Here is a 20,948-nt window from a genome sequence, read left to right as displayed (position 1 = left end):
GAGTGATGACTGAAGAATATGTAGTCTTGGTTGATAGCCAAGGTGAATTTCAAGGCTTACAAGAGAAGATGGCAGCGCATAAACAAGGTGCTTTGCATTTGGCTTTTTCGGTTTTGTTGTATCGAAATACCACGTCTGGTCGTGAATACTTACTTCATCAACGCGCGTTGCACAAATATCATAGTGGTGGGTTGTGGACTAACACGTGTTGTTCACACCCTCGCCAATATGAGTCGATAGAGCAAGCAGGGATACGACGATTAGCTGAAGAAATGGGGATCACGCAAGTGACTTCATTATCTGATATTGGTCACTTCTGTTATTACGCAGAGCTTGATAACCAATTATTTGAGCATGAGCTCGATCATGTGCTGGTGGCTGATGCTGGCGAGATAGAGGTTGTTCCTAACGCTGATGAAGTGATGGATTATCGCTGGTGGTCTGAAGAGACGATTAAACAAACGCTAAAGACTCAGCCTGAGTTATTTACGGCATGGTTTAGTCAAGTGTTTGCTTTTGCCACTAAGTAATTAGTGTTGTTTTAAGAATAAAAAAGCTGCCAACGAGATCCCGTTAGCAGCTTTTTTTATGGCAAATTAAGATGCAATGAAACGTTTATTAGCAACGATTATTTACGAACAGCAATCGCTTCGATTTCAATTTTTACATCTTTTGGTAAACGTGCAACTTCAACACAAGAGCGTGCTGGGTAAGGTGCGTTATGCTCATCAAAGAAGTTACCATACACTTCGTTAACGGCAGCGAAGTCATTTAGATCTTTAACAAAAACAGTCATCTTAACAATGTCAGAAACCTGAAGACCTGAAGATTCCACTACCGCCTTTACATTGTCTAAAGATTGGCGAGCTTGCGCTGCAATTTCTTCTGGTACTTCACCTGTTGCTGGGTTTACAGGGATCTGACCTGAAGTTAGCACCATATTACCAAGATCAACACCTTGTACGTATGGACCGATTGCTGCAGGAGCTTGCTCTGTATGAAGAACCTTAGTCATTGTTTACCCTTACTTATATTTAATTGTTATAGCGTAAGTGACACGTTACGCTACCTGATTGATGATGTTATGGGGTCTAAGTCTGAAAGATTCAAGCTGATTAGAACGTTTTTATATCATACCAAGGCTTAGACAAACGGCTTTTTCACAATCACTGATCCGATCAATATGACAAGGTGCAACCATAATAGTGTCATTGCCAGCTATGGTTCCTAAAATCTCTTGATGCGGATGAAGGTCAATAATTCTTGCGATGAGTTGTGCAGAGCCTGGGTGGGTTTTAACAACAACCACTAATTTATTATGAGTAACAAATTCAATTTGTGAAGCGATCTCAGAATCAATATATGTAGGATTGGTGGTTTCAATAACACAATACACCCGTTTACCATAAACATTCGGTGCTTTTATTATTTTGAGCTTAGTGAGTAGACGTGAAACGGTAGATTGGCTGATATCATCAAAACCCTCTTTAATTAGAGCGTCGCGAATATGATCTTGAGTTGAAAAATTGTGCGTTTGTAATAATCGTTTACAAACGGTTGTCATGTTTTTTTCGCAATAATGACTGGTGATTCCGTGTGGGGATTCATGCCCATTCATGGACAGCTCCTTGTTATTCTTTATGCATTTGACTGGTGCAAAACTGCAAGAATAATCACTTATAGTGACATTTGATGCAAAGAGGATAACAAGGAATAATGATAAGAAACTTGATGGTTATCACTAAAATAATACCTAATAGGTATTTTATGTTGTTTTGTGGGTGACATTTTTAGAATGAAGCCCGCTATGAAAGCTAACGGGCAGTTGATAACAAAGTTATGCGTTGCACTCTGTCACGATTTCACGAGAGAAAACTTTTTCGCAGTATTTACATTTAAGTTGAATATCTGCTTTTTTAGTCAGTACCTTAAAGCCACTACTTACTGGCTCACCGTGTGAAATACAGTTAGTGTTTGGACACTTAAATACCGCACTAATAAAGTCAGGTAATGATACGTTAAGCTTCTTTACTACTTCATAATTTTCAATTTGGTTAACGGTTGCTTTCGGAGCATACAATGCCAGTTGGTTAGCTTGATCTTCATTGATAAAGACATTTTCAATCTTGATCAGATCTTTTGCACCAAGGGCTGATGAAGGCAGGTTCAAACCAATTGTCACTCGTTGGTTCGAGTTATCCATACTAAATAGTTTAAGTACCTTGATACCTACATGCGCAGGAATATGGTCGATAACAGTGCCGTTTTTGATTGCTTCAACTTTAAGTTGGGTTTCTTTAGACATGATCATCGCTCCTGCTTATAAGGTTTCGTTAAGAACTAGGGCTAATAGCGCCTGACGTGCGTAAACACCATTTTCAGCTTGCTGGAAGAAGTAAGCATGCTTAGTTTTATCAACATCAACGGTAATTTCATCAACACGTGGTAGTGGATGCAGCACTTTTAAGTTGTCACGGGCGCCTTCTAGCATCTTCGCCGTTAAGATATAAGCCGCCTTCATATGGGCGTATTCTGATTCATCAAAACGTTCTTTTTGTACTCGTGTCATATAAAGGATATCAAGTTCAGGGATCACATCTTCCATATCATTATGAAGGCTATAAGCAATACCTGCGTCATCTAACTCTTCACAAATATAGTCAGGCATCGCGAGTACCTCTGGCGCGATGAAGAAGAATTTTACGTTCTCAAATTTAGATAAGGCTTGGGTTAACGAGTGAACCGTACGTCCGTATTTTAAGTCGCCAACAAAAGCGATATTAATATTATCTAACGTGCCTTGGGTTTCGTAGATGGTGAACAGATCTAAAAGGGTCTGCGTTGGGTGTTGGTTTGCACCATCACCACCATTGATAACAGGAATACCGTTAGAGAATTCAGAAGCCAAGCGAGCAGCGCCTTCTTGAGGGTGACGCATAACGAAAGCGTCAACATATGAAGTAATCACTTGAACGGAATCAGAGAGCGTTTCGCCTTTGTTCGCTAGAGACGTATTACCTGCGCTATCAAACCCCACCACAGTACCACCTAAACGTTGAATGGCGGTTTCAAATGATAGTCGGGTACGGGTTGATGGTTCAAAGAAGCAACTTGCAATCACTTTGTTTTTGAGCAGTTCAGGATTAGGATCAGCTTTCAATTGTTCTGCGGTTTGGATAATTAATTCAAGCTCTGCGCGACTAAGCTCTGGGATGGAAATAATATGCTTTTTAAACAGCGAATTAGCCATGGTTTCTTTCCCTCAAAATAAAATAAATAACGCTCAATACGGCATTCACCGTGATCCTTGCCGATTTACAGACAAAAAAAAGCCTCCTTAATAAAAGGAGGCTTTTTTTAGAAAAATAGAAACACGAACCTGCGTTAAAAAGCGGTGACGATAATTCTGTAGTGGAGCTATTGTCAGGTTCATCTCTTGGCTCGTGTTCGACAAATTGGCAAGGATTATACCGTCATTTTTAAGTGACGCAAGCGTTTGCGAAAACTATCAACAGGCATTTATTAATGCCCCAGTGTGGCAACCATGACTGCTTTAATGGTGTGCATACGATTCTCTGCTTCATCAAAAACAATCGAATGTTTGGATTCAATGACTTCATCGGTGACTTCAACGCCTTGGGCAAGCTCAGGGTATTCTTGCGCTAGCTCTTTACCAATTGTGGTATCTTCGCCGTGGAAAGCAGGTAAGCAATGCATAAATTTCACATGTGGATTCCCTGTTGCTTTTAGTAAGTCCATATTGACTTGATAAGGTAGCATTAACTGAATACGCTCAGCCCATGCTTGTTTTGCTTCGCCCATTGAAACCCATACATCGGTATATAAAAAGTCACATCCTTGAACGCCTTCTTGCACATTTTCTGTGAGAGTGATTTTTGCACCTGTTTCTAATGCAATTTTACGACACTGTGCCACTAACTCGTCTTCAGGCCAGAACGCTTTTGGCGCAACGAGACGAATATCCATCCCCATTTTCGCCGCCCCAACGAGCAATGAATTTCCCATGTTATTACGTGCGTCACCTAAATAAGCAAAGGTGATTTCATGGAGTTGCTTGCCACGACCATGCTCTTGCATCGTTAGAAAATCAGCTAAAATTTGAGTTGGATGGAATTCATCGGTTAACCCATTCCAAACAGGTACTCCAGCGTATTGCCCCAACTCTTCAACAATGGCTTGACCAAAGCCGCGGTATTCAATGCCATCATACATACGACCCAATACGCGCGCGGTGTCTTTCATTGATTCTTTGTGGCCGATTTGTGAGCCTGATGGGCCAAGATATGTCACTTTTGCACCTTGATCAAAAGCTGCCACTTCAAATGCACAACGAGTACGGGTCGATGCTTTTTCAAAGATGAGAGCAATATTTTTTCCGCTTAAGCGTGGCTGCTCGTAACCATTGTATTTGGCTTTTTTTAACTCAGCAGATAAATCGAGAAGATGTTGAATTTCTCGTGGAGTAAAATCTAATAATTTAAGGAAGTTACGGTTACGAAGATTAAAAGCCATGATAGTTCCCTCTTTCATTTTATAATGTTTCTAACCGAATACCCCTTGTTGTGACGAGGTTGCTAGATATTCGTTATTGTTACTTTATGTTTATCTTATTATTACTGCATTGTGAATAGCTGTGCGCTTATTATGCAAGATTATTTGGTTTCCTTGGTTTTTCCGACAGTAATAAGAATGTTGAATATGAACGCTAAAACTCAAGGCAATACTAATTATCGGTGCTTCTCACTAACAGGTGGTAATTGATGGCAAACCATGCGATATTTGCCAGCAAATTGATTCCACAGTCGGAGTGAACCCATGTCTTATGCAGAACTGATCGAAGAGCAAAAAGAAGAAACACGCGAAATTATTGCCGCGTTACTTGAAGATGGCAGTGAGCCAGATGCTCTTTATACGATTGAGCACCACTTTTCAGCGGATACGTTTGAAGAGTTAGAAGGTGCTGCTGTAGAAGCCTTTAAACTTGGTTTTGAAGTTTTAGAAGCAGAAGAACTTGAACTAGCGCCAGAAGATGGCGGCGGTAAAGTTGTTTGTTTCGATGCTGTAATGGAATCAGCACTGAACGCTGAGTTGATTGACGAACAAGCTGAGAAGTTGATCAAACTTGCTGAAAAACACAATATCGATTACGACGGTTGGGGCACTTACTTCGAGTCTGGTGAAGACGACGATGAAGAGTACGACGACGAAGAATAATCGTTAAAATAGACGAATAATAAAAAAGCCGGCATATTTGCTGGCTTTTTCGCCTTTTAGCTGTGGGGACTCGCACTTTTTATTCTGCTTAATGATCAAAGTTTAATAATGATCACAGTGCGTTATTGAAAAACTGCGTAGATATACCTTTTTTATTATCAAGCTTACTGAGTGTACTCAGTGCTGGAGTTATGATGACAATTTCGCTTAATGGTCAATGGCAATTAACCTGTGTTCAGCGAGCGGCTTTACAAGATCTGCATATTGATTTACCAGGTGATGTTCATTCTGCGCTTTTTGCTGCAGGTGAGATCCCTGATCCTTACTGGGCTACCAATGAAAAGAAAGTCCAATGGGTTGGGGAGTGTGATTGGATCGTAAGTCGACAGTTCGACTTAACCGAAGCGCAGTTAGCCTGTAATGCGATGGATTTAGTGATGGATCACCTTGATACCGTGGCTGAAATTCGTTTAAACGGCCACACCGTGGCTGATTTCAATAATATGTTTATGCGTCACAAAGTAGATGTATTAAGTTGTCTGCAAGTAGGCTGCAACAGAATTGAAATCGTATTACACCGTGCTGATCTTGCAGCTAAAAAGCGTGCTGATAAATTGCCATTTCCAGTGCCATGGGCAGAAGGTAATAACCAGATCCCTCATATGAATACCTTGCGTAAAACCCAATGTCATGCGGGTTGGGACTGGGGTATTTGTTTATCTGTATTAGGGGTATATGGCGATATTGAATTACAGCCAATTGAGCATATTCGAATCAGTCATGTGAGTACGAAACAAAAGTGGCTAGATCAAGAGTGCGAATTATCTGTCACGCTCAATTATGAAGTGGTATCAGAGAAAGGATTAGCAAACGCAGCTGTCACGTTTAACGATCAAACCTTCCACTTGACGCTTGATCGTGACGCAACGAAAACATCTGTCTTGTTCCGTATTGCAGAGCCTCGTCGTTGGTGGCCCGCTGGGTATGGTAAACCACGTTTATATGATCTTAAAATTGAAGCTGACGGCAGTTATATCAATAAGAAGATTGGTCTGCGCAAGCTTGAGTTGATCACTGAAGATGATGAACTTGGCCAAAGTATGGTCTTTAAAGTTAATGATGTTGAGATCTCGGCATTAGGTGCCAATTGGATTCCGATGGATGCGATGCCTTCACGCATGACGGATCAACGCTATCGTTCTTTGCTTGAAGATGCGTTAGCTGCCAATATGAACATGCTACGTGTTTGGGGCGGAGGCATGTATGAAAAAGATATCTTCTATGAGTTATGTGATGAATTAGGGATCATGGTATGGCAAGATTTGATGTTTGCTTGTGCGCTGTACCCTTCAACACCTGATTTTGTAGCAGAAGTAAAACAGGAAGTTGAATACCAAGTCCGCCGTCTAAAAGATCATGCAAGCCTAGCCTTATGGTGTGGCGATAATGAAGTGATAGGTGCGATTAGTTGGTATCCTGAATCCCGTCAAAACCGAGAAAAATATCTTGTTAACTATGATCGTTTAAACCGAGCATTAGCAGAAGTAGTTGAAAAAGAAGATCCTTCTCGTCGTTTCTGGGCGAGTTCGCCGTGTAATGGTGAGTTAGATTTTGGCGATGCGTGGCACGATGATAAACGTGGCGACATGCATTTTTGGGATGTATGGCATTCAGGTAAAGATTTTGAAGCCTACCAAACCGTTACGCCACGTTTTTGCTCAGAGTTTGGTTTCCAATCATGGCCGTCACTGCCGACAGTGAAGACGTTTGCTCCTGAGCAAGATTGGAATATCACGTCACCAAGTTTTGAATGTCATCAGAAAAATAGCCGTGGTAACTCGATTATCACTGAAATGTTTACCCGTTATTTCCGTTTCCCTAATGGTTTCGTCAATATGTTGTACCTATCGCAAGTACAACAAGCGATGGCGATTAAAACGGCAGCAGAATATTGGCGTGCACATAAGCCGACAAACCGTGGCATTTTATTCTGGCAATTGAATGATTGCTGGCCAGTAAGCTCATGGTCTTCGCTAGAATATAGTGGTCGTTGGAAACAGTTGCACTATCATACTCGACGTTTCTTTGCGCCACAGATGGCGACCTTTATTCGTGATGAGCAAGGGGTAAAACTTCACTTAATTAATGATGGTCGCAATAGTGCTGAGTTAAAAGGTGAAGTGGTATGGCAGAGTTGGGAAGGTGAGATTTTATATCGTGAACCTATTTCAGAGTTCCTTGATCCTGATTGCACGAAAGTGGTGTGGGAATGGTTAAACGAGGATCTTGATGGTCACGAGACTGAAGGCTTCTTCCATGTGCATTTACGTAACGGCGATAAACTAATTGAAAACACATGGTTCCCAGCTAAACCTAAAGAATGTGAATTAGAAGATCCTGATTTACGTTTTGAAGTTGCTGAAATGAATGGTGAAATATCAGTGATGCTGAGTAGCAGCAAACCTGCTTTCTATGTTCATTTGGAATTTGAAGGGGAAGGTCGGTTTGAAGATTCAAGCTTCACGCTCGTCCCTGAGCACCAACGCCAAGTGAAATACATTGGCTCAGCCAGTTACGATGAAGTTGTGCAAGGCTTACGTGTTTACCATTTAAAGCAAAGCTATTAATACAGTATATCGTTTAAAAAAGCCTGCTGAGAGAGTCTCTGAGCAGGCTTTTTATTATCAATTAATATGTTAGAAGGTTTTAAGCATGTGAATTTCACAAGCGTTGTGCCCTGTATTACCAAGCGCAGTTGGAATATCGACAAAACCTAAAGATAGATAGAGTTTCACCGCTTTTTTTAATACCTCTGTGGTTTCTAAATAGCATCCTTTAAAGCCATTTTCTCGGGCAAACTTTAATGCTTTAACGGTTAATACCCGTGCGAGTCCCTTACCTCTGAGCTCTGGCAAGAAGAAGACTTTTTGCAGTTCACTCCACTGCGCATCTCCTGTTAATGGCGCGATACCGCCACAGCCTAAAATACGATTGTTTTTTTCTATTACCCAATAACGGCTTTTCGGTAATTGGTAATGCTGGCAGAGATCATCAAGATGAGGATCCGCAACGCTAAAGCCTCTATCTGGGGTTAATCCATATTCTGCTGAAACACGACGAATGAGCGCAGCAACGGCGGCATTATCCAAAGGCGTGATTTCTCTTAGCACGTACCCCTGTTGATGCTCTGTGATTGTCAAAGCTTTATGATAACGGCGTAAACTTGTTTCTAACTGCTCTATTTCATCTAGATCCAGCTGATCTAAAATCTTTTGGGTATCTTGATCAAGCTGATGGTGAAGAGCGGTGAGTGTTTGAATACCCTTGGGTGTTAACTGGGAGAGTTGGCTACGTTTATCGCTAGGGTTAGCAATTGATTGGATCAATCCTTGATTGAGTAACATGGCTAAATTACGGCTGGCATTGGATTTATCGACACGTAAACGCTCTGCCATTTGATTAACCGTACAAGGCCCTTGTTCGAGTTCAATCAAAGTATGGGCTTGCACTGGGGTAAGGGCGAGTTGGCCACATTGACTATTTAACATGCCGAGTTGACGGACTAATTGGCGCGAGAGCTGACGAAGTTGTTGGGGCTGCATGATCCATCCTTGAATTTAATTGCACTACGCAATTAAAATAGTTGCAGCCTGCAACAATGTCAATCTGTTTAATCTATCATGGTGTTTATTAGTGCTGACAAGCCATTGCATCTAGCCAAGTTGGCTGATGTGTCTCATTTTGGTTGTGATTTTTACGTTGCCATACACGCTCATGGAAATAGTAAGCCATGGTATTAATTGCAGGTTCGATCATTGCCATTAAGCTACCAATCAGTATGTCACCTGTAAGAAGGTACACAACACTAAATGCGACACTGAAGTGCACAATAGCAAAGCTTACTGTTTTGCGACTTGGCGTATTAAAGTGTGATTGTTTGAGTGTTTTGCTTTGCCATACTTTTTCATGGAAATAAAAGGCAACGGTATTAACCATCGGCTCAATCATTGCAATTAAACTACCAATAATGATATCGCCTGTAAGAAGGTAAGCCACTGTAAAAGCAATAGTAAAATGGATGGCGGCAAAACTGATTGTCTTTTTCATAAGGTGATCCTCAATTCGATGAGGTCATTATCATTGAACATTATTAAGAACTAAATTTGTTATTTTTTATATTACTAATAGGTAAAAGCTATTGTTTGAAAAGAGATGCCAGATTTGAGATATAAAAAAACCGACAGTATGTGACTGTCGGTTTTTATTAATCAAGAATGATTGGTGAGATTATAGCGCAGCAATCGTTGCTTTTTGCTCAATAAGCTTCACTAATGTTTCTTCATAACCGGCTAGCTTTTCACGCTCTTTAGTGATCACGATTTCAGGCGCTTTAGCAACGAAGCCTTCGTTACTTAGCTTGCCAGAAGTACGTTTGATTTCGCCTTCCATTTTCGCGATTTCTTTGTCTAAACGTGCAAGCTCTGCATCTTTATCAATCAAGCCCGCCATAGGGATCATCAATTCAGATTTGCCTACAAGTGCAGTAGCACAAGCTGGTGTTGCTTCACCGTCAGCCAATACTTTCACTTCTTCTAGTTTTGCTAGAGATTTCAGTACCGTCAGGTTTGCTTCAACACGTGCAGTATCAGCGGCATCAGCCACTTTTAGCATTACTGATAATGGCTTACTTGGCGCGATATCGTATTCTGCACGTAGGTTACGAATACTCGTGATAAATGCTTTAACAAACTCAATGTCAGTGATTGCTGCTTGGTCAAATTGCGCTTCATCAAACTGAGGCAATGCCTGAGTCATGATGGTTTCACCTTCAACACCGTCAACAAGTGGCTTAACGCTCTGCCAGATTGATTCAGTGATGTAAGGAAGAACAGGATGCGCAAGACGTAATGTCTTCTCTAGCACTGTGATTAGAGTATGACGCGTTGCACGTTGCTGTGCTTCTGTACCTTTCCATAGAACAGGTTTAGTTAGCTCTAGGTACCAGTCACAGAATTGGTTCCAGATGAACTCGTAAAGTACACCAGCAGCCATATCTAAACGGAAGTTATCAATGTGTGCATTGAACTCTTTTGCCGCTAGCTGGAATTGTGATTCAATCCACTTGTCTGCTAGTGAGTAGTCAAGCTCGCTACCTGCTGCGAAACCGCAATCTTGATCTTCTGTGTTCATTAGTACGTAACGACTTGCGTTCCATAGCTTATTACAGAAGTTACGGTAACCTTCAAGACGTTTCATATCCCAGTTGATGTCACGGCCCGTTGAAGCCATAGCAGCAAGAGTGAAACGTAGGGCATCAGTACCGTAAGGTTCGATGCCGTTCTCAAAGGTTTTACGTGTCGCTTTTTCGATCTTCGCTGCAAGTTGTGGCTGCATCATATTGCCACAACGCTTCTCTACTAGCGACTCAAGATCAATACCGTCGATCATGTCGATAGGGTCGATAACGTTACCCTTAGATTTCGACATTTTATCGCCGTTTTCGTCACGGATAAGACCCGTTACGTAAACGGTTTTAAATGGTACTTGTGGCTTGCCGTCTTCATCTTTACAGAAGTGCATGGTCATCATGATCATACGCGCAACCCAGAAGAAGATAATATCAAAACCTGTTACCAACACATCAGAGGGGTGGAAGGTTTGAAGATCAGCGGTGTTTTCTGGCCAGCCTTGTGTACCGAATGTCCATAGTGCAGAAGAGAACCATGTATCAAGTACATCATCGTCTTGGCGTAATACGACAACCGGTGCTAGGTTATGTTTTTCACGTACTTCAGCTTCGTTACGACCAACGTAAACATTACCGTCGTTGTCGTACCAAGCAGGAATACGGTGACCCCACCATAGCTGACGTGAAATACACCAGTCTTGAATGTCACGCATCCAAGCGAAGTACATGTTTTCGTACTGCTTAGGTACGAATTGAATATCACCGTTTTCAACCGCTTCAACAGCAGGTTTTGCTAGCGGAGCTGCACGAACGTACCATTGGTCAGTTAGCATTGGTTCAATAACCACGCCACCACGGTCACCGTAAGGGATCGTTAGGTCGTGATCTTTGATTTCTTCTAGTAGACCTAGTTCATCAAATTCAGCAACAATCGCTTTACGTGCAGCAAAACGTTCCATGCCATGGTATTTCTCTGGCAGCGCTGTGCTGTATGCATCACTTGGCTCGCCATTGGTTGTGAATACTTCAGCAGCATCACGAATATCAGCATTGAACGTTAGGATGTTGATCATAGGCAGGCTATGACGTTTACCTACTTCGTAGTCATTGAAATCATGTGCAGGTGTGATTTTCACACAGCCGGTGCCTTTTTCCATATCAGCGTGTTCATCACCTACGATAGGGATGCGACGGCCAACGATTGGAAGAATGATTTCTTTACCGATCAGATCTTTGTAACGTGGATCTTCAGGGTTAACGGCAACACCAGTATCGCCCAGCATAGTTTCAGGACGTGTAGTTGCAACAACGATGTAGTCTTTACCTTCCGCTGTTTGTACGCCATCAGCTAATGGGTAACGGAAGTGCCACATGTGGCCTTTTTTATCTTTGTTTTCAACTTCTAGATCTGAGATCGCAGTGTGTAGTTTAGGATCCCAGTTAACTAGACGCTTACCGCGGTAAAGAAGATCTTCTTGGTATAGACGAACGAAAACTTCTTGAACGGCATTTGATAGACCATCATCCATCGTGAAGCGCTCACGATCCCAGTCTACTGATGCGCCAAGGCGACGAAGCTGCTTAGTGATTGTGCCACCAGATTCGCCTTTCCATTCCCAGATCTTATCGATGAAAGCATCACGACCGTAATCGTGCTTTGTTTTGCCTTCTTCAGCAGCAATCTTACGTTCCACAACCATTTGGGTAGCAATACCTGCGTGGTCAGTACCAACCTGCCATAAGGTGTTTTTGCCTTTCATACGCTCACAACGGATCAGGGTATCCATAATGGTATCCTGGAACGCGTGGCCCATGTGTAGGCTACCTGTGACGTTTGGTGGTGGGATCATAATGCTGTAAGCATCTTTAGATGTATCACCATGAGGCTTGAAGTAACCAGCCTCTTCCCAGCGCTGATATAGCGCTTGTTCAATTGATTGTGGGTTGTATGTCTTTTCCATAGCGCTCTTAGAAGGATTCTATGTGGAATTAGGGCGTCTCAGTAGCAGTGGCAGTCGTAATTTGAATGCCAGCAAGACGATATGCCTTGTAACGCTCGCGCGCTAACTGCTTGAGCTTTTCATCGCAAGGAACGAAGTCTACCACTTGTGCAAAGCTAACCGCAAAATTTGGTGCGTTTTGCGCTAAATTAATTAGCGTAGCACGGCGTCCAGTATGACGTAATGTTGACCACCCTATCTCAACGGGAGAGCCGCCATTAGGCCCTTCTCCGACAAGGTTGTGGGGCACAAAACTGTCAGGATCTTGCTGCCATAGATATTCATCTATTTGTTCTGCTTGCTGTTTATTTGCTGCGAGTAGGTAAACGCTGTTACCTTGCCGGTAACTCATTGCTGCTAAATGACAGGCAAAATGGCACTGAAAGTGACTATCAGCGCTCTCTTGCTTGTCATCGATTATATAAAACGTAGCATGAGTCATGGTTTTTTGTTCCTAAAGAAAAGGGCCTTGCGGCCCTTTTCGATGTCTTTTACTCGACGATCTCTTGGCCTGCTCTGTTTAATAAGAACTGGACAAGGAGAGGGACTGGTCGACCGGTAGAGCCTTTTGCAGCACCACCTTTCCAAGCGGTACCTGCAATATCAAGGTGCGCCCAGTTGTACTTTTTAGTAAAGCGAGATAAGAAACAACCAGCCGTTATAGTACCAGCGCCAGGCGTGCCTAAGTTTGCCATATCAGCAAATGGGCTCGCAATTTGCTCTTGGTATTCATCACTCATCGGTAGACGCCAAGCGCGATCACCGGATTGCTCTGACGCATTTATAATTTCATGCGACAGTGGATTATGGTTACTCATTAAACCACTAATGTGATTACCTAAAGCAACAACACAAGCACCTGTTAGTGTCGCAACGTCAATCACACATTCAGGTTCAAAACGCTCAACGTAAGTTAATGCATCACAAAGCACTAAACGACCTTCAGCATCGGTATTTAATACTTCAACTGTTTGACCTGACATGGTGGTTAAAATATCACCAGGACGATAAGCATTGCCGCCAGGCATATTTTCACAGCCCGCTAACACACCAACCACATTGATGGGTAAATTAAGCTTAGCTAATGCTTTCATGGTACCGAACACAGAGGCTGCACCACACATGTCGTACTTCATTTCGTCCATTTGAGCACCAGGTTTAATCGAAATACCACCTGAATCAAAAGTTAACCCTTTACCGACAAGAACGATAGGCTTAGCGTCTAAATCGGGGTTACCTTTGTACTCAATAACAGACATCATCGCTTCATTTTTAGAGCCACGACCCACTGCAAGGTATGATGTCATCCCTAAAGATTGCATCTCTTGCTCACCAATGATTTTAGTGCTTACGGTCTCAAAATCATCGGCTAGACGGCGTGCTTGTGAAGCAAGATAGGCTGGGTTTGCCACGTTTGGTGGCATATTACCCAAATCTTTACTTGCGCGAACACCAGATGCTATCGCTAGACCATGGCTGATAGCGCGTTCACCTAAAGAGAGCTCGCGACGAGTCGGTACATTAAAGACTAGTTTACGTAGTGGACGACGAGTCTCTGGTTTATTACTCTTAAACTGGTTGAAGGTATACAAGCTATCTTTAGTTGTTTCGACAGCTTGACGTACTTTCCAGTATGTATCACGACCTTTTACATGAAGCTCTGTTAAGAAGCACACAGCTTCCATAGAGCCAGTTTCATTTAAAGTACTGATCGTTTTTTTGATGATTTGCTTGTATTGGCGCTCATCTAATTCCCGTTCTTTACCACAACCGACCAGTAAAACACGTTCTGATAACACGTTTGGTACGTGGTGTAGTAAAAGCATTTGCCCAGGTTTACCTTCGAGGTCGCCACGACGCAGTAAGGAGCTGATATAACCATCACTGATTTTATCTAGCTGTTCCGCGATTGGAGAGAGGCGACGTGGTTCAAAGACGCCAACAACAATACAAGCACTACGCTGTTTTTCGGGGCTGCCGCTTTTTACACTGAACTCCATGCGTACTCCTAACATCCTAATTAAAGACAATTAACGCTAAATGTTGGATAATACCACACTGTTTGCTCTGCCGTGATTTCGGTATACGCTTAGAGTGCAGTCTTTCATTTAGCTGAAAGATAACAAAATAACTGATTTAACGAAAAACTATAGTGATTCCATCAAAAAAACAAGTTTTCTATGGGAATATAACGCGTGATTATTGTTAGGTATTTGACAAGAGAGACATTAAAGAGCCAATTAGCGGTACTTTTTGTACTTTTCCTTGTCTTTATTAGCCAAAAGTTTATTAGCATTTTAGCCGATGCAACCGATGGCTCGATCCCGAGTGATCTCATTCTAACCTTCATGGGATTATCTATCCCTTCGATGGCACTATTAATGCTCCCTCTAAGTTTATACATCGGGATCTTACTCACGTTCGGTAGATTATATGCTGAAAGTGAAATCACGGTGATGAATGCGACGGGGATGGGGAACAAATTATTACTCCAATCAGCATTAGCTTTGGCCATTATTACGGGGGCAATTGCCGCTGTGAATTCATTTTGGGTTGCACCTTGGTCGCAAGAGCATATAGAGCAGCTTAAAGAAGAGACAAAGGCTGGGCCAACGTTAAATATGTTGGTAAAGGGGACGTTTCAGCCGGCACCGAATGGAAGTGGGGTTATATTTATTGACAATATCACCGATAAAGGCTCAAAACTTCATAAGGTTTTTGTCGCGCAATTAAAAGCCTCTGGCACCTTGCAGCCTAGTGTGATTGTTGCAGACAATGGTACCGTCAAAGAGTTATCTGATGGTCGTCAAATGTTAGAATTAAATAACGGTGCTCGATATGAAGGCATCCCTACTCAGCTAAATTACTCCATTACTCATTTTCATGACTACCAAGCGCTAATAGGGCAACGTGAAGTTAAAGCTGGTAATCGTGATTGGGAAGCCCAGCCCACAATGACCTTAATAAAAGATCAAAGCTTAGCTGCAAAAGCTGAATTACAGTGGCGTTTCTCTTTAGTACTTTGTATTCCATTGTTAGTAATGATTGTTGTTCCGCTATCGGCTGTTAATCCACGTCAAGGACGATTTGCAAAATTAGCACCTGCTGTGTTGATTTATCTGGCTTATTTCTTAGCGATCTCATCCGCAAAATCAGCGATTGAGGATGGTATTATCCCATCAGCTATTGGCATGTGGCCAATTAATATTACAACCTTGTTAGTTGCTCTTGCTTTAAATAGCTGGGATTCTATGCCTGTGCGACGCCTTAAAGATAAATTACGGAGACGCAGTTAATGTTTAAAATTCTCGACTGGTATATAGGTCGAACGATCATTGCAACTTTCTCACTGACACTATCAACCTTAGTGGGCTTATCTGCGATTATTAAATACGTTGATCAACTAAGAAAAGTGGGACAAGGAAGCTACGATCTCCTCAAGGCGCTGTATTTTGTTTTATTATCAATGCCGCAAGACATCATTATGTTCTTTCCTATGGCGGTATTATTAGGCGCATTGATTGGTTTAGGAATGCTGGCATCAAGCTCTGAGCTGGTGGTAATGCAAGCGGCAGGCTTTTCTAAACTTGATATTGGTTTATCGACCTTAAAAACGGCAGTCCCTATGATGATAGTGGTTGTATTACTGGGACAGTGGGGAGCACCGCAAGCGCAGAAAATGGCACGTGAGTATCGTTCGATATGGGTTTATGGCGGTAGTATGATTTCTGCACAAAGTGGCGTATGGGCTAAAAATGATAATAGCTTCATTTATATGGGACGTGTTCATGATCTCAATAAAGTGGATGTTGTTAATATTTGGCAGTTTGACAACAAAGGCCAGTTGGAAGATGTAACATCTGCAAAACGCGCGTCTTACGATAAAGCGACGGGTTGGACAATGCATGATGTAACCATAACAGACATGACAGGTAGTAGTCAGTTAACCAATAGCCATATAGCAAGTAAGCATTGGGAAACAACATTAACACCAGATAAATTAGCGGTTGTGACGGTGAAACCTGAAGAATTATCGTTGTCTGGCTTATATCATTATGTGAATTATCTCAAAGAGACCAAGCAAGATGCTTCTCGTTATGAGTTAGCATTCTGGCGTAAAGCGCTTCAGCCTATATCCATTGCTGTTATGATGCTATTAGCATTATCTTTTGTATTTGGCCCTCTTCGCTCTGTTACTATGGGGGCTCGTGTCCTTTCAGGTGTCATTTTTGGTTTTGCATTTTATATTTCAGACCAAGTGTTTGGACCGATGATTTTAGTGTACCGATTACCGCCTATTTTAGGGGCATTAGGTCCAAGTTTAGCGTTCTTGTTTATCACGATATATTTGCTAAGACGCAAACTATAAAATGGAAAAAGGAGCCTAAAGGCTCCTTTTTTATTAGCGAATATCTTTTGTCACTATCATTTCACATTCAGCCATTACGTCTTGTAATGCTCGACGTTTAGTGTTGTATGCGAGCAAATTCCCTAACCCTAAGGCTGCCGTTGCAGCGCGGATCAATGCTTGAGTGATAGTAATTGGGCGTCCATCTTTATTTTGTACTTTTAATTTCCATGCTCGCATACCTAACGTTTGGCCACCATGAGTCCAAAAGTAAGTGTAGAATCCAATAATTACGGCGCCTAAGTAACTAGAGTAAAGTAAATTAGCTTGTGGATGATGTGTTAAATAAGCACTTACATCTTCATAGTGAGCTAAATCGAGAATATTAAAATGAAGTAAAAGCGCTATTCCTGCCATTGCTATACCGCCTGCTAGCATAAGAATCGCAGCGACAATTATAGCATCATAAAACCAAGCGGCTAAACGCCGAAATAAGGTTGGATATTGTGGGGAAGTGGTTTTTTTTATTATTGCTGATTTTGACATAAAACATCCGATTTATCTGACTGTATCCATATGTGCTGAGTGTAACAGTAAACAATAAGTCAGAGAACGCTTGATATTGCTACAGAATGTGTAAGGGGGTTGGTGTTATTATCACCAACAAAGAGGTAAATAGGATGAAAAAAAAGCGGTCAAAGAGATTGGTTGAATATCTTAACGATAAAGGCTTGCCTGACTGCATTGGATACGTATAATAACCGCTATAAGCCCGAGTGGTGAAATTGGTATACACGACGGATTCAAAATCCGTTTCCTTCGGGAGTGACGGTTCAAGTCCGTCCTCGGGCACCAAATTTCAAACAAAGCCTCAATCGAAAGATTGGGGCTTTGTTATTTTTAGATAGTAAGCTCACCAACACCTCCTTGACATTCATATCATATTTATTGTTACACTAAACAGACGTTATCTGACTTGATTGCAGCATTGCGTCGAATCAATCGAATAACGTAGCTATTCAAGTATTTAGTTTATAATCAAATATGTCATCTCATTTACTCATATATAACAAAAAGATAGATATGATTGTTCTAAATGAATATATAGTCTCTCATTTTTATTTATAATAATTTATGTGAAGGTCTTATCTGAAATGAGAAGGATACTTTGATTATAAAAAAACTGTGTAATAATTATTTCTGGTTCATTTTTGAGTTTTGATCTCGTGGTTAAAAATAATTTTGATGTATTACGAATTTTCCTCGCTGTACTTGTTTTCTATTTCCATATAGGGATAGAAACTCAAAATGAATACCTCATGTATGTACCAGGCGGCTTAGCAGTGCATTGCTTCTTCGTTATTAGTGGCTATTTGATAGTAAAAAGCTACTTAAAAAGAAAGTCTTTATCGACTTATGTAAAGTCACGTTTCTTACGTATTTACCCACTGTATTTTATTGTTATTACAACGGCGTTTATTTTTGGATATTTTCATTACTCCGGTAGTTTTATTGACGACATAAATAATGGTGCCGGTAAATACTTAGCGTCTAATTATGTGTTCGCTAACTTTTTGCATCCGACGTTACCCGGTTTATTTGAAAATAATTTTCAACCTTTTGTTAATGCAGCATTATGGACCATTAAAATTGAAGTCATGTTCTATATTTGTGTACCTATTATCTATGGTGTACTGAATAAAAAGTTAGATAATAAAAAGCTGACAATACTACTAGGTTTAGTATCGATTTGCTGTTTTTATACAGTGCAGTATTTCATTGAGTATCATGGTTTACCAGCAAGCATTAATCGACAATTACCATCTATGTTAGTGTTCTTCATGCTAGGGGCATATTGGAATTTTGCGGAGCCTAAGTTTTTAAGGCTTTGGCATCTACTGATCTTGATCCCGATAGTATTCTTTTTACAAAGCTGGTTTGTGATTTATGCGTTCGCGGTGAGTTTTATAGTGTACGTTATTGTCTTTAAGTTAAAGCCAATAGCGGTTAGCAAGCGTATTGGTGATATATCATACGGTATCTACATTTGGCATTTTCCAATCTTACAAACATTAATCATGTATGGTTTTTTCAAGAATATTTATCAAGGTACAGCAATTGCAACTGTACTTGTTTTCTCATTTGCAATGATTAGCTGGCACTTCATCGAGTCCAAATTAGTCGTTAGACATTAATTGATTGAAGTTGAGTTGTTATATGGCAAGACGTTTTGAAGCCCTTGATGCCTTTCGCGGGTTATGTGCATTATCTGTTGTGTTATTTCACTTTCGTGCAGTTGGGAGTGTGACTGAGTTACCTTTTTTTAGAGGCAGCGAATTATTTGTAGAGTTTTTCTTTGCCCTAAGTGGCTTTGTGCTCGCCCATAGTTATGGTTTTAGGGACAACCTAGACTTTAAATCTTATATAGCATCGCGTTTTTTTCGACTATATCCATTGTATGTTTGCATGCTGATGGTATTCATTGGGTTAGAGGTGGTGAAATATATTGCGTATAAAACCGTTGGTTTTAGTTTTAATACATTGCCCTTTACAGGCCATGGATCTCTGTCTGAAATACTCCCTAACCTATTAATGGTGCAATCATGGACATCATTAACCGATCCTTTATCGTTCAACTATCCATCGTGGAGTATAAGCATTGAGTTTTATCTCTATGTTTTACTCTTCCTGACGCTATATCTATTTGGTCGTTACAAGGTATGGAGCTGGTTGACGATAGCCGTCATGATTTTAGGCTTAATGGGGAACAATTCAACACTACTTCAACCATATGTATTTAATGGATTATCATGTTTTTTTGGTGGTGCATTCACGTATGTTGTATTTACCAAAGTAAAGCACATATCGATTCCATTTATTGCAGGCTCTATTATTGAAGTCGCGCTTTTAAGTGCTGTAGCTTATTTGGTTTCAAATGAAATAAGCTACAGATATATATACGCAACGCTATTGTTCTATCTTGTTGTATTGTTTTTTGCTTTTGAGTCTGGTGCGATTTCAAAACTGTTAAATAGAAGTATATTTCAAGTTTTAGGTAAATGGTCCTATTCTATCTATTTAACACATGCCGCTATTCTCTTTATGGTTACATCGGTCGCATTAGTAGGGCAAAAAGTGTTAGGTAAAGCAATCGCTCCAATGATAGAGGGTGTACGGTTTATCGATTTAGGTTCGACGTTTTATAATAATGTACTTGTTGTTTCTGTTCTTTTGATCGTTATCCTTGTGTCGAAGACGACATATAAATATATAGAGCTTAAAGGACAAGCATTAGGAAAACGGGTTATGGGCTTTAAATAGATATGAAATGTCAGACGTTCAGTGTGTAAAATATACGATTATTATGTTCGTGATTAGATGTTGAGCTATCGCATTTTTGTGGTATTTTTTATTGAAAAAAAAGCTTGCCAATGTGATCTGAATCTCTATAATGCGGCCTCACTGACACGGAGCAAGCCACTGGCAAGCGACAAAATCAGTATTGTTCTTTAACAATTTGACCATGCAATCTGTGTGGGCACTCGTTGAAAAGTTAAGTCGAAAGATTTATCAATGATACTAGTGACCAATACAAATAACTCATCTCTTTATAGAGAAGGGTTATTTGGCACAGTCAATTCAAATATCCTAACTAGCTTCTAGTTAGCGGTATTTTAACAGTATTCATTGAGCCGGTCGAAAGACCACAAAAACTTTAATTGAAGAGTTTGATCATGGCTCAGATTGAACGCTGGCGGCAGGCCTAACACATGCAAGTCGAGCGGTAACAGATTGATAGCTTGCTATCAATGCTGACGAGCGGCGGACGGGTGAGTAATGCCTGGGAATATGCCCTGATGTGGGGGATAACTATTGGAAACGATAGCTAATACCGCATAATCTCTTCGGAGCAAAGAGGGGGACCTTCGGGCCTCTCGCGTCAGGATTAGCCCAGGTGGGATTAGCTTGTTGGTGGGGTAATGGCTCACCAAGGCAACGATCCCTAGCTGGTCTGAGAGGATGATCAGCCACACTGGAACTGAGACACGGTCCAGACTCCTACGGGAGGCAGCAGTGGGGAATATTGCACAATGGGGGAAACCCTGATGCAGCCATGCCGCGTGTATGAAGAAGGCCTTCGGGTTGTAAAGTACTTTCAGTTGTGAGGAAGGCGTTG

General features: G+C 41.2%; 18 protein-coding genes, 1 tRNA gene and 1 rRNA gene. 9 read left to right on the top strand and 11 right to left on the bottom strand.

The window, feature by feature from the left end:
• Positions 1 to 5 precede the first annotated feature (5 nt).
• Positions 6 to 530, top strand: a complete 525-nt coding sequence (idi, locus tag C9J45_RS13305; protein WP_107207670.1) for an isopentenyl-diphosphate Delta-isomerase — start codon at positions 6 to 8, stop codon at positions 528 to 530.
• A gap of 98 nt (positions 531 to 628) precedes the next feature.
• On the opposite strand, the gene C9J45_RS13300 is transcribed toward idi, so the two are convergent.
• From C9J45_RS13300 to C9J45_RS13280, 5 genes are all read right to left on the bottom strand, one after another.
• On the bottom strand, positions 629 to 1,015 hold the full coding sequence (locus C9J45_RS13300; RefSeq protein ID WP_006646093.1) for a Rid family detoxifying hydrolase: 387 nt from the start codon (positions 1,013 to 1,015) through the stop codon (positions 629 to 631).
• Between the two features lie 111 nt (positions 1,016 to 1,126).
• Positions 1,127 to 1,618, bottom strand: a complete 492-nt coding sequence (locus C9J45_RS13295) for an arginine repressor (protein ID WP_105059457.1) — start codon at positions 1,616 to 1,618, stop codon at positions 1,127 to 1,129.
• A gap of 219 nt (positions 1,619 to 1,837) precedes the next feature.
• A complete protein-coding gene (gene pyrI, locus C9J45_RS13290) occupies positions 1,838 to 2,305 on the bottom strand; it encodes an aspartate carbamoyltransferase regulatory subunit (RefSeq protein ID WP_105059458.1) in 468 nt (155 codons plus the stop codon).
• Positions 2,306 to 2,320: 15 nt separating this feature from the next.
• Positions 2,321 to 3,250, bottom strand: a complete 930-nt coding sequence (pyrB, locus tag C9J45_RS13285) for an aspartate carbamoyltransferase (RefSeq protein WP_107292648.1) — start codon at positions 3,248 to 3,250, stop codon at positions 2,321 to 2,323.
• Between the two features lie 272 nt (positions 3,251 to 3,522).
• Positions 3,523 to 4,533 (bottom strand): ornithine carbamoyltransferase, encoded by a 1,011-nt coding sequence (locus C9J45_RS13280; protein ID WP_107292647.1) that lies wholly within the window; start codon positions 4,531 to 4,533, stop codon positions 3,523 to 3,525.
• A 303-nt stretch (positions 4,534 to 4,836) separates the two neighbouring features.
• Between C9J45_RS13280 and rraB the strand changes: the two genes are divergently transcribed.
• Both rraB and C9J45_RS13270 read left to right on the top strand, forming a co-directional pair.
• Positions 4,837 to 5,235, top strand: a complete 399-nt coding sequence (gene rraB / locus C9J45_RS13275) for a ribonuclease E inhibitor RraB (RefSeq protein ID WP_107247470.1) — start codon at positions 4,837 to 4,839, stop codon at positions 5,233 to 5,235.
• Between the two features lie 194 nt (positions 5,236 to 5,429).
• Positions 5,430 to 7,862 carry a glycoside hydrolase family 2 protein gene (locus C9J45_RS13270; protein WP_107247469.1) on the top strand — a complete coding sequence of 811 codons (2,433 nt, stop codon included), beginning with the start codon at positions 5,430 to 5,432 and terminating at the stop codon, positions 7,860 to 7,862.
• Between the two features lie 69 nt (positions 7,863 to 7,931).
• Here C9J45_RS13270 and C9J45_RS13265 read toward each other — a convergent pair whose 3' ends face one another.
• The 5 genes from C9J45_RS13265 to pepA form a co-directional block, all read right to left on the bottom strand.
• The gene (locus C9J45_RS13265) at positions 7,932 to 8,837 is read right to left on the bottom strand and encodes a helix-turn-helix domain-containing GNAT family N-acetyltransferase (protein WP_107287772.1); all 906 of its coding nucleotides are present in this window, start codon (positions 8,835 to 8,837) and stop codon (positions 7,932 to 7,934) included.
• Positions 8,838 to 8,925: 88 nt separating this feature from the next.
• A complete protein-coding gene (locus C9J45_RS13260) occupies positions 8,926 to 9,342 on the bottom strand; it encodes a DUF2061 domain-containing protein (RefSeq protein WP_107292646.1) in 417 nt (138 codons plus the stop codon).
• A gap of 180 nt (positions 9,343 to 9,522) precedes the next feature.
• Complete coding sequence (locus C9J45_RS13255) at positions 9,523 to 12,384, bottom strand: valine--tRNA ligase (RefSeq protein ID WP_107247466.1); 2,862 nt, start codon at positions 12,382 to 12,384, stop codon at positions 9,523 to 9,525.
• A gap of 28 nt (positions 12,385 to 12,412) precedes the next feature.
• Complete coding sequence (locus C9J45_RS13250; protein WP_107292645.1) at positions 12,413 to 12,865, bottom strand: DNA polymerase III subunit chi; 453 nt, start codon at positions 12,863 to 12,865, stop codon at positions 12,413 to 12,415.
• Positions 12,866 to 12,914: 49 nt separating this feature from the next.
• Complete coding sequence (pepA, locus tag C9J45_RS13245; protein ID WP_107247465.1) at positions 12,915 to 14,423, bottom strand: leucyl aminopeptidase; 1,509 nt, start codon at positions 14,421 to 14,423, stop codon at positions 12,915 to 12,917.
• 195 nt (positions 14,424 to 14,618) lie between these two features.
• Here pepA and lptF point away from each other — a divergent pair, with 195 nt between their 5' ends.
• Positions 14,619 to 15,719, top strand: coding sequence for an LPS export ABC transporter permease LptF (gene lptF, locus C9J45_RS13240; RefSeq protein WP_107207683.1), 1,101 nt, complete (start codon positions 14,619 to 14,621; stop codon positions 15,717 to 15,719).
• Complete coding sequence (gene lptG, locus C9J45_RS13235) at positions 15,719 to 16,792, top strand: LPS export ABC transporter permease LptG (RefSeq protein WP_107207684.1); 1,074 nt, start codon at positions 15,719 to 15,721, stop codon at positions 16,790 to 16,792. Before lptF ends, lptG begins: the two co-directional genes overlap by 1 nt.
• Before the next feature lie 33 nt (positions 16,793 to 16,825).
• Here the strand turns inward: lptG and C9J45_RS13230 are convergent, their stop codons facing one another.
• Positions 16,826 to 17,317 (bottom strand): RDD family protein, encoded by a 492-nt coding sequence (locus tag C9J45_RS13230; protein WP_107207685.1) that lies wholly within the window; start codon positions 17,315 to 17,317, stop codon positions 16,826 to 16,828.
• Positions 17,318 to 17,541: 224 nt separating this feature from the next.
• On the opposite strand from C9J45_RS13230, the gene C9J45_RS13225 reads away from it, so the two are divergent.
• The 4 genes from C9J45_RS13225 to C9J45_RS13210 form a co-directional block, all read left to right on the top strand.
• Positions 17,542 to 17,626 (top strand) — tRNA-Leu (locus C9J45_RS13225).
• Between the two features lie 356 nt (positions 17,627 to 17,982).
• Positions 17,983 to 18,966 carry an acyltransferase gene (locus C9J45_RS13220; RefSeq protein ID WP_233217747.1) on the top strand — a complete coding sequence of 328 codons (984 nt, stop codon included), beginning with the start codon at positions 17,983 to 17,985 and terminating at the stop codon, positions 18,964 to 18,966.
• Between the two features lie 22 nt (positions 18,967 to 18,988).
• Positions 18,989 to 20,092, top strand: a complete 1,104-nt coding sequence (locus C9J45_RS13215; protein ID WP_107247464.1) for an acyltransferase — start codon at positions 18,989 to 18,991, stop codon at positions 20,090 to 20,092.
• 395 nt (positions 20,093 to 20,487) lie between these two features.
• Positions 20,488 to 20,948, top strand: a 16S ribosomal RNA gene (locus tag C9J45_RS13210); the annotation flags it as partial.

This window comes from Photobacterium sp. GB-1 (assembly GCF_003026165.1).
Classification (GTDB): Bacteria; Pseudomonadota; Gammaproteobacteria; order Enterobacterales; family Vibrionaceae; genus Photobacterium.
The sequence above is the reverse complement of the archived record's forward strand: the minus strand, read 5'-3'. Positions and strand labels throughout refer to the sequence as shown.